The sequence below is a fragment of the Escherichia sp. E4930 genome (assembly GCF_005845405.1).
Lineage (GTDB): Bacteria > Pseudomonadota > Gammaproteobacteria > Enterobacterales > Enterobacteriaceae > Escherichia.
The window spans coordinates 1-8541 of sequence record NZ_VCDZ01000041.1; the positions used below are offsets into that span (position 1 = coordinate 1).

At 53.8% G+C, this 8541-nt stretch carries 6 protein-coding genes and 1 rRNA gene; 5 read left to right on the forward strand and 2 right to left on the reverse strand.

All coding sequences use genetic code 11. From position 1 onward, the window contains the following. Nucleotides 1–149: 149 nt before the first annotated feature. Together fadA and fadB are read right to left on the reverse strand one after the other, a co-directional pair. Nucleotides 150–1313: an acetyl-CoA C-acyltransferase FadA gene (gene fadA / locus FFT88_RS24015; protein ID WP_135403507.1), complete on the reverse strand. Its 1164-nt coding sequence runs from the start codon at nt 1311–1313 to the stop codon at nt 150–152. Nucleotides 1314–1322: 9 nt separating this feature from the next. Beyond that, nucleotides 1323–3512: a fatty acid oxidation complex subunit alpha FadB gene (gene fadB / locus FFT88_RS24020; RefSeq protein WP_135403506.1), complete on the reverse strand. Its 2190-nt coding sequence runs from the start codon at nt 3510–3512 to the stop codon at nt 1323–1325. Nucleotides 3513–3701: 189 nt separating this feature from the next. Between fadB and pepQ the strand changes: the two genes are divergently transcribed. From pepQ to FFT88_RS24045, 5 genes are all read left to right on the forward strand, one after another. Beyond that, nucleotides 3702–5033: a Xaa-Pro dipeptidase gene (gene pepQ / locus FFT88_RS24025; RefSeq protein ID WP_130219470.1), complete on the forward strand. Its 1332-nt coding sequence runs from the start codon at nt 3702–3704 to the stop codon at nt 5031–5033. After that, a complete protein-coding gene (locus FFT88_RS24030; protein ID WP_001295262.1) occupies nt 5033–5647 on the forward strand; it encodes an IMPACT family protein in 615 nt (204 codons plus the stop codon). Before pepQ ends, FFT88_RS24030 begins: the two co-directional genes overlap by 1 nt. Before the next feature lie 38 nt (nt 5648–5685). Then, nucleotides 5686–7137 (forward strand): Trk system potassium transporter TrkH, encoded by a 1452-nt coding sequence (trkH, locus tag FFT88_RS24035; protein WP_000545680.1) that lies wholly within the window; start codon nt 5686–5688, stop codon nt 7135–7137. An 11-nt stretch (nt 7138–7148) separates the two neighbouring features. Then, a complete protein-coding gene (hemG, locus tag FFT88_RS24040) occupies nt 7149–7694 on the forward strand; it encodes a menaquinone-dependent protoporphyrinogen IX dehydrogenase (RefSeq protein ID WP_130219468.1) in 546 nt (181 codons plus the stop codon). A gap of 377 nt (nt 7695–8071) precedes the next feature. Then, a 16S ribosomal RNA gene (locus FFT88_RS24045) occupies nt 8072–8541 on the forward strand; the annotation flags it as partial.

The window sequence follows — 8541 nt, forward strand, 5'->3', positions numbered from 1 at the left end:
ACAAATAGTCCTGAACCGTAGGCCGGATAAGGCGTTTTATGCTGCATCCGGCAAACAATGCCCGATGCGACGCTGGCGTGTCTTATCGTGCCTACAATAGTCCTGGACCGTAGGCCGGATAAGGCGTTTACACCGCATCCGGCAAGTGTTTAAACCCGCTCAAACACCGTTGCAATACCCTGACCCAAACCGATACACATCGTCGCCAGACCAAACTGAACGTCTTTGTGTTCCATCAGATTCAGCAGCGTGGTGCTGATACGCGCACCGGAACAACCCAGCGGATGACCCAGCGCGATCGCGCCACCGTTGAGGTTGATCTTCTCGTCAATCTGCTCAATCAGTCCCAGATCTTTAATACATGGCAGGATCTGCGCGGCAAAGGCTTCGTTCATCTCGAACACGCCGATATCGCTGGCAGAAAGCCCCGCTTTTTTCAGCGCCAGCTTCGAGGCCGGAACCGGGCCGTAACCCATAATCGACGGATCACAACCAACGACCGCCATCGAACGCACACGGGCGCGCGGCTTAAGACCTAATTCATGGGCGCGGCTTTCACTCATCACCAGCATGGCAGCTGCGCCATCGGAAAGCGCAGAAGATGTACCCGCCGTTACCGTACCGCTTACTGGATCAAACGCCGGACGCAGCGTGGCGAGGGCTTCCACGGTGGTTTCCGGGCGAATCACCTCGTCGTAATTAAACTGCTTCAGGACGCCGTCGGCATTGTGACCACCGGTTGGGATGATTTCATTTTTAAATGCGCCCGACTGCGTGGCGGCCCAGGCGCGGGCGTGTGACCGCGCGGCAAAGGCATCCTGCATTTCACGGCTGATACCGTGTATACGCGCCAGCATTTCTGCCGTTAAGCCCATCATGCCCGCCGCTTTGGCGACATTGCGGCTCAGGCCGGGGTGAAAATCGACGCCGTGACTCATCGGCACATGGCCCATATGCTCCACGCCGCCAACCAGACATGCCTGTGCATCGCCGGTCATGATCATTCGTGCTGCGTCATGCAGTGCCTGCATGGATGAACCACACAAGCGATTGACGGTAACCGCCGGGACAGAGTGTGGTACTTCAGCCAACAGCGCCGCGTTACGGGCGATGTTAAAACCCTGCTCCAGCGTCTGCTGCACACAGCCCCAGTAAATATCGTCGAGAGCTGCCGCTTCCAGCGCCGGGTTACGCGCCAGCAAGCTACGCATTAAATGAGCGGAGAGATCTTCCGCACGCACGTTACGAAAAGCACCGCCCTTCGAACGGCCCATCGGGGTGCGAATTGCATCGACAATGACAACCTGTTCCATTGTGACTCCTTAAGCCGTTTTCAGGTCGCCAACCGGACGGGCTGGCTCAACCGGGGGATAGTACGGTTCGTTATGACGCGCTTTATTACGCAGACCTTCCGGCACTTCATACAGCGGGCCGAGGTGCTGATATTGCTGTGCCATATCGAGGTATTTTGCGCTACCGAGGGTGTCCAGCCAGCGGAACGCGCCGCCGTGGAACGGAGGAAAGCCCAGGCCGTAGACCAGCGCCATATCCGCTTCAGCCGGAGTGGCGATAATGCCCTCTTCCAGACAGCGCACCACTTCGTTGACCATCGGGATCATCATGCGGGCGATAATCTCTTCCTCGCTGAAATCGCGCTTCGGTTGGCTGACTTCTGCCAACAGATCGTCAACGACAGCGTCTTCTTCTTTCTTCGGCTTACCTTTGCTGTCTTCTTTATAACGCCAGAAACCGAGGCCGTTCTTCTGACCAAAGCGGTTGGCATCAAACAGCGCGTCGATGGCATCGCGATAATCTTTCTGCATCCGCTGCGGGAAGCCTGCTGCCATGACAGCCTGGGCATGATGCGCGGTATCAATCCCCACGACATCCAGCAGGTATGCCGGACCCATCGGCCAGCCAAACTGTTTTTCCATCACTTTGTCGATCTTGCGAAAATCCGCGCCGTCGCGCAGCAGCTGGCTGAAACCCGCGAAGTAGGGGAACAGCACGCGGTTAACAAAGAAGCCGGGGCAGTCGTTAACCACAATCGGCGTTTTGCCCATCTTGCTCGCCCAGGCGACGACTTTCGCGATGGTTTCGTCGGAGCTTTTCTCGCCGCGAATAATTTCTACCAACGGCATCCGGTGCACCGGGTTAAAGAAGTGCATTCCGCAGAAGTTTTCCGGGCGTTCCAGCGCGTTGGCCAGTTCGCTGATAGGAATGGTTGAAGTGTTAGAGGTCAGCACGGTATCCGGGCGTACTTTCTGCTCGGTTTCTGCCAGTACGGCTTTTTTCACTTTCGGGTTTTCGACAACCGCTTCTACCACAACATCCACGCGGTCAAACCCGGCGTAGTCGAGCGTTGGGTGGATCGTGGAGATCACGCCAGCCAGTTTCAGACCATCGATCTTGCCGCGCTCAAGCTGCTTGTTCAGCAGTTTCGCGGCTTCAGTCATGCCGAGGGCTAACGACTTGTCGTTAATATCTTTCATGACAACCGGCACGCCTTTCCACGCAGACTGGTAAGCGATGCCGCCGCCCATAATGCCTGCGCCCAGCACAGCGGCCTGTTTCGGGGTTTCAACGTCTTTGGTGAGTTTCTTCGCTTTGCCTTTTACATATTGATCGTTAAGGAAAATGCCGACCAGTGCGCGGGCTTCGTTGGTATGCGCCAGCGGGACAAAACTTTTGTTTTCCAGGTTTAAGGCTTCTTCACGACCAAAACGGGCCGCAGCTTCAATGGTCTTTACTGCGGTGATGGGGGCTGGATAATGTTTCCCCGCCGTTTGTGCGACCATCCCTTTAGCGATGGTGAAGCTCATGGTGGCTTCAATCTTGCTCAGTTTTAGCGGTTCCAGCTTCGGCTGACGTTTCGCTTTCCAGTCGAGGTCGCCGTTAATGGCCTGGCGTAAAATCGCCATCGCCCCTTCAATCAGTTTTTCTGTTTTGACTACGCCATCCACCAGACCGATTTTCAGCGCCTGATCCGCGCCGACATCTTTACCGGCGGCAATGATTTCCAGCGCACTGTCAGCGCCCAGCATACGTGGCATACGTACAGAACCGCCAAATCCCGGCATGATGCCCAGTTTGGTTTCCGGCAGACCGATGCGCAGATCCGGCGTCGCCAGACGATAATCGGTCGCCAGCACGCATTCGCAGCCACCGCCCAGCGCATAGCCGTTGACGGCGGCAATGGTCGGCACCGGCAGATCTTCCAGGCGATTAAACACGCTATTGGCAAAATGCAGCCACTGGCTTAACTGTTCTTCGGGAACGAGGAACAGGGACAAAAATTCGGTGATATCAGCACCGACGATAAAGGCTGCTTTGTTCGAACGCAGCAGCAGCCCTTTTAGATCTGATTGCTGTTCCAGCACGCCGATGGCCTCGCCGAGGCTGGCGACGGTCGCAGTGTCGAGTTTATTAACTGAACCTGGGGCATCAAATACCAGTTCGGCAATGCCATCTTCCAGCCAGTCAAGGTACAGGGTGTCGCCTTTGTAAAGCATGTCAGTCTCCTGAATCCGCAAGGTGATCTGGTCGTACCAGATGCATCGAAGTGTGTATTTTGTGTTAAAAATATGCAAACAAAAGATTAAAGAAATGCCGATCTGATCACGCTCGGCAGAAATCACGCTCTGGATGAACGATGTGCTAAGATGCGGAGACTTAAGGTCAAAAAAACAGAAGGGTAAAAAATGGAATCACTGGCCTCGCTCTATAAAAATCATATAGCTACCTTACAAGAACGGACTCGCGATGCGCTGGCGCGCTTCAAGCTGGATGCGTTACTTATTCACTCCGGCGAGCTGTTCAATGTTTTTCTCGACGATCATCCCTACCCGTTTAAAGTGAACCCACAATTCAAAGCGTGGGTGCCGGTAACTCAGGTGCCAAACTGCTGGTTGCTTGTGGATGGCGTGAACAAGCCGAAACTGTGGTTCTATCTGCCGGTTGATTACTGGCACAACGTCGAACCGCTGCCGACCTCCTTCTGGACTGAAGATGTGGAAGTGATCGCGCTGCCGAAAGCCGATGGCATTGGTAGCCTGCTGCCTGCTGCGCGCGGCAATATCGGTTATATCGGTCCGGTGCCGGAACGTGCGCTGCAACTGGGGATTGAGGCCAGCAACATCAACCCGAAAGGGGTGATCGACTACCTGCATTACTACCGCTCCTTCAAAACCGAGTACGAACTGGCCTGTATGCGTGAAGCGCAGAAAATGGCGGTCAACGGTCATCGCGCGGCAGAAGAAGCGTTCCGTTCTGGCATGAGCGAGTTCGATATCAACATTGCCTATCTGACCGCGACCGGTCATCGTGATACCGACGTACCTTACAGCAACATTGTGGCGCTTAACGAACACGCTTCGGTGCTGCATTACACCAAACTGGATCATCAGGCACCGGAAGAGATGCGCAGCTTCCTGCTGGATGCCGGGGCAGAATATAACGGTTATGCGGCTGACCTGACTCGTACCTGGTCGGCAAAAAGCGACAACGACTACGCACAACTGGTGAAAGACGTCAATGATGAACAACTGGCGCTGATCGCCACCATGAAAGCCGGCGTCAGCTATGTGGATTACCACATCCAGTTCCATCAGCGCATTGCCAAACTGCTGCGTAAACATCAAATCATCACCGATATGAGTGAAGAAGCGATGGTCGAAAACGATCTCACCGGACCGTTTATGCCGCACGGTATCGGCCATCCGCTGGGCCTGCAGGTGCATGACGTAGCCGGTTTTATGCAGGATGATAGCGGTACGCACCTCGCGGCACCGGCAAAATATCCGTACCTGCGCTGCACCCGTATTCTCCAGCCGGGCATGGTGTTAACCATTGAGCCGGGTATCTACTTCATCGAATCGCTGCTGGCACCGTGGCGTGAAGGGCAATTCAGCAAACACTTCAACTGGCAGAAAATTGAAGCACTGAAACCGTTCGGCGGCATTCGTATCGAAGACAACGTGGTGATCCACGAAAACAGCGTGGAAAACATGACCCGGGATCTGAAACTGGCGTGATGGAAAGCTGGTTAATTCCTGCGGCACCGGTCACGGTCGTTGAAGAGATCAAAAAGAGCCGCTTCATAACGCTGTTGGCGCATACCGATGGCGTTGAGGCGGCGAAAGCGTTTGTTGAATCGGTGCGGGCAGAACACCCCGATGCCCGCCACCATTGCGTGGCGTGGGTGGCGGGTGCGCCTGACGATTCACAACAGCTGGGTTTCTCTGATGATGGTGAACCGGCGGGAACGGCAGGTAAACCGATGCTCGCCCAACTAATGGGCAGCGGCGTCGGGGAAATTACCGCCGTGGTGGTGCGCTACTACGGCGGCATATTGCTTGGCACCGGTGGGTTAGTGAAAGCGTATGGCGGCGGCGTGAATCAGGCGCTGCGCCAGCTAACGACCCAACGCAAGACGCCATTAACCGAATATACTTTGCAATGTGAATATAGTCAGTTAACCGGCATTGAAGCGTTGCTGGGGCAGTGTGACGGCAAAATTATCAACAGTGATTATCAGGCATTCGTTTTGCTGCGGGTGGCGCTTCCGGCAGCGAAAGTGGCTGAATTTTCCGCAAAGCTGGCGGATTTTAGCCGTGGTTCATTGCAATTGTTAGCGATTGAAGAATAATCCCCACTTCGTTTTGCAGAACTAAGGAAGCGGCAGAGATGCATTTTCGCGCCATTACCCGAATCGTTGGACTACTGGTCATCTTATTTTCAGGGACGATGATTATTCCTGGGCTGGTAGCACTCATCTACCGGGATGGAGCGGGCCGCGCTTTTACCCAGACCTTTTTTGTCGCCCTCGCCATTGGCTCTATGCTGTGGTGGCCGAACCGTAAAGAGAAGGGCGAACTGAAATCCCGTGAGGGGTTTCTGATCGTGGTGCTGTTCTGGACCGTGCTGGGTAGCGTCGGTGCGCTCCCTTTTATCTTTTCGGAAAGCCCGAACCTCACGATTACCGATGCGTTTTTTGAATCTTTCTCTGGCCTGACCACTACGGGCGCCACTACGCTGGTGGGGCTGGATTCACTCCCTCATGCCATCCTCTTTTATCGCCAGATGCTGCAATGGTTTGGCGGGATGGGGATCATCGTGTTGGCGGTTGCGATACTACCTATCCTCGGCGTGGGTGGGATGCAGCTCTATCGCGCGGAAATGCCCGGCCCACTGAAAGATAACAAAATGCGTCCGCGAATTGCGGAAACGGCGAAAACCCTGTGGTTGATTTATGTCTTGCTGACCGTCGCCTGTGCACTGGCGCTGTGGTTTGCTGGAATGGATGCCTTTGATGCCATCGGTCATAGCTTTGCGACAATCGCTATTGGCGGCTTCTCGACTCATGATGCCAGCGTTGGCTATTTCGATAGCCCGACCATTAACACCATCATTGCTATCTTCCTGCTGATCTCCGGCTGTAACTACGGTCTGCACTTTTCGCTGTTAAGTGGGCGTAGTCTGAAGGTTTATTGGCGCGATCCGGAATTTCGCATGTTTATCGGCGTACAGTTTACGCTGGTGGTTATTTGTACCCTCGTGCTGTGGTTTCATAATGTCTATAGTTCAGCGCTGATGACAATTAACCAGGCGTTTTTCCAGGTGGTGTCGATGGCGACAACCGCTGGGTTTACGACTGACAGCATTGCCCGCTGGCCGCTCTTTTTGCCGGTACTGCTTTTATGTTCAGCTTTTATCGGCGGTTGCGCCGGGTCAACGGGCGGTGGCCTGAAAGTGATCCGCATCCTGCTGCTGTTTAAGCAGGGGAACCGTGAGCTGAAACGACTGGTGCATCCGAACGCCGTCTACAGCATTAAGCTGGGGAACCGTGCACTGCCGGAACGTATCCTCGAAGCCGTTTGGGGATTTTTCTCCGCCTATGCATTAGTGTTTATTGTCAGTATGCTGGCGATAATCGCCACGGGCGTGGATGACTTTTCTGCCTTTGCCTCGGTTGTTGCGACATTGAATAACCTGGGGCCAGGGCTTGGCGTGGTTGCTGATAACTTTACCAGCATGAACCCGGTGGCTAAATGGATCCTGATTGCCAACATGCTGTTTGGTCGTCTCGAGGTCTTTACATTGCTGGTGCTCTTTACCCCGACTTTCTGGCGTGAATGATGGAGTAATACGTGAAAACATTAATTCTTTTCTCAACAAGGGACGGACAAACGCGCGAGATTGCCTCCTACCTGGCTTCGGAACTGAAAGAACTGGGGATCCAGGCGGATGTCGCTAATGTGCACCGCATTGAAGAACCACAGTGGGAAAACTACGATCGCGTGGTGATTGGCGCTTCTATTCGCTACGGTCATTACCATTCTGCGTTCCAGGCATTTGTCAAAAAGCATGCCACCCGGCTGAACTCAATGCCGAGCGCCTTTTACTCCGTCAACCTGGTGGCACGCAAGCCGGAGAAGCGGACTGTGCAGACCAACAGCTACGCACGAAAGTTTCTGATGAACTCACAATGGCGCCCCGATCGCTGTGCCGTTATTGCCGGGGCGCTGCGTTATCCACGCTATCGTTGGTACGACCGCTTTATGATCAAGCTGATTATGAAGATGTCAGGCGGAGAAACTGATACGCGCAAAGAGGTTGTCTATACCGATTGGGAGCAGGTCGCGAATTTTGCCCGAGAAATAGCTCAATTAACCAACAGATCGGCGTCGAAATAAGCACAAAGAGTAAAAAACGCGCATTCGGAAAATTATTTTAAATTTCCTCTTGTCAGCTCAGAATAACTCCCTATAATGCGCCACCACTGACACGGAACAACGGCAAACACGCCGCCGGGTCAGCGGGATTCTCCTGAGAATTCCGATAGGGAAAAGCAAAAAAAATGCTTGACTCTGTAGCGGGAAAGCGTATTATGCACACCCCGCGCCGCTGAGAAAAAGCGAAGCGGCACTGCTCTTTAACAATTTATCAGACAATCTGTGTGGGCACTCGAAGATACGGATTCTTAACGTCGCAAGACGATAAATGAATACCAAGTCTCAAGAGTGAACACGTAATTCATTACGAAGTTTAATTCTTTGAGCATCAAACTTTTAAATTGAAGAGTTTGATCATGGCTCAGATTGAACGCTGGCGGCAGGCCTAACACATGCAAGTCGAACGGTAACAGGAATCAGCTTGCTGATTCGCTGACGAGTGGCGGACGGGTGAGTAATGTCTGGGAAACTGCCTGATGGAGGGGGATAACTACTGGAAACGGTAGCTAATACCGCATAACGTCGCAAGACCAAAGAGGGGGACCTTCGGGCCTCTTGCCATCGGATGTGCCCAGATGGGATTAGCTAGTAGGTGGGGTAACGGCTCACCTAGGCGACGATCCCTAGCTGGTCTGAGAGGATGACCAGCCACACTGGAACTGAGACACGGTCCAGACTCCTACGGGAGGCAGCAGTGGGGAATATTGCACAATGGGCGCAAGCCTGATGCAGCCATGCCGCGTGTATGAAGAAGGCCTTCGGGTTGTAAAGTACTTTCAGCGGGGAGGAAGGGAGTAAAGCTAATACC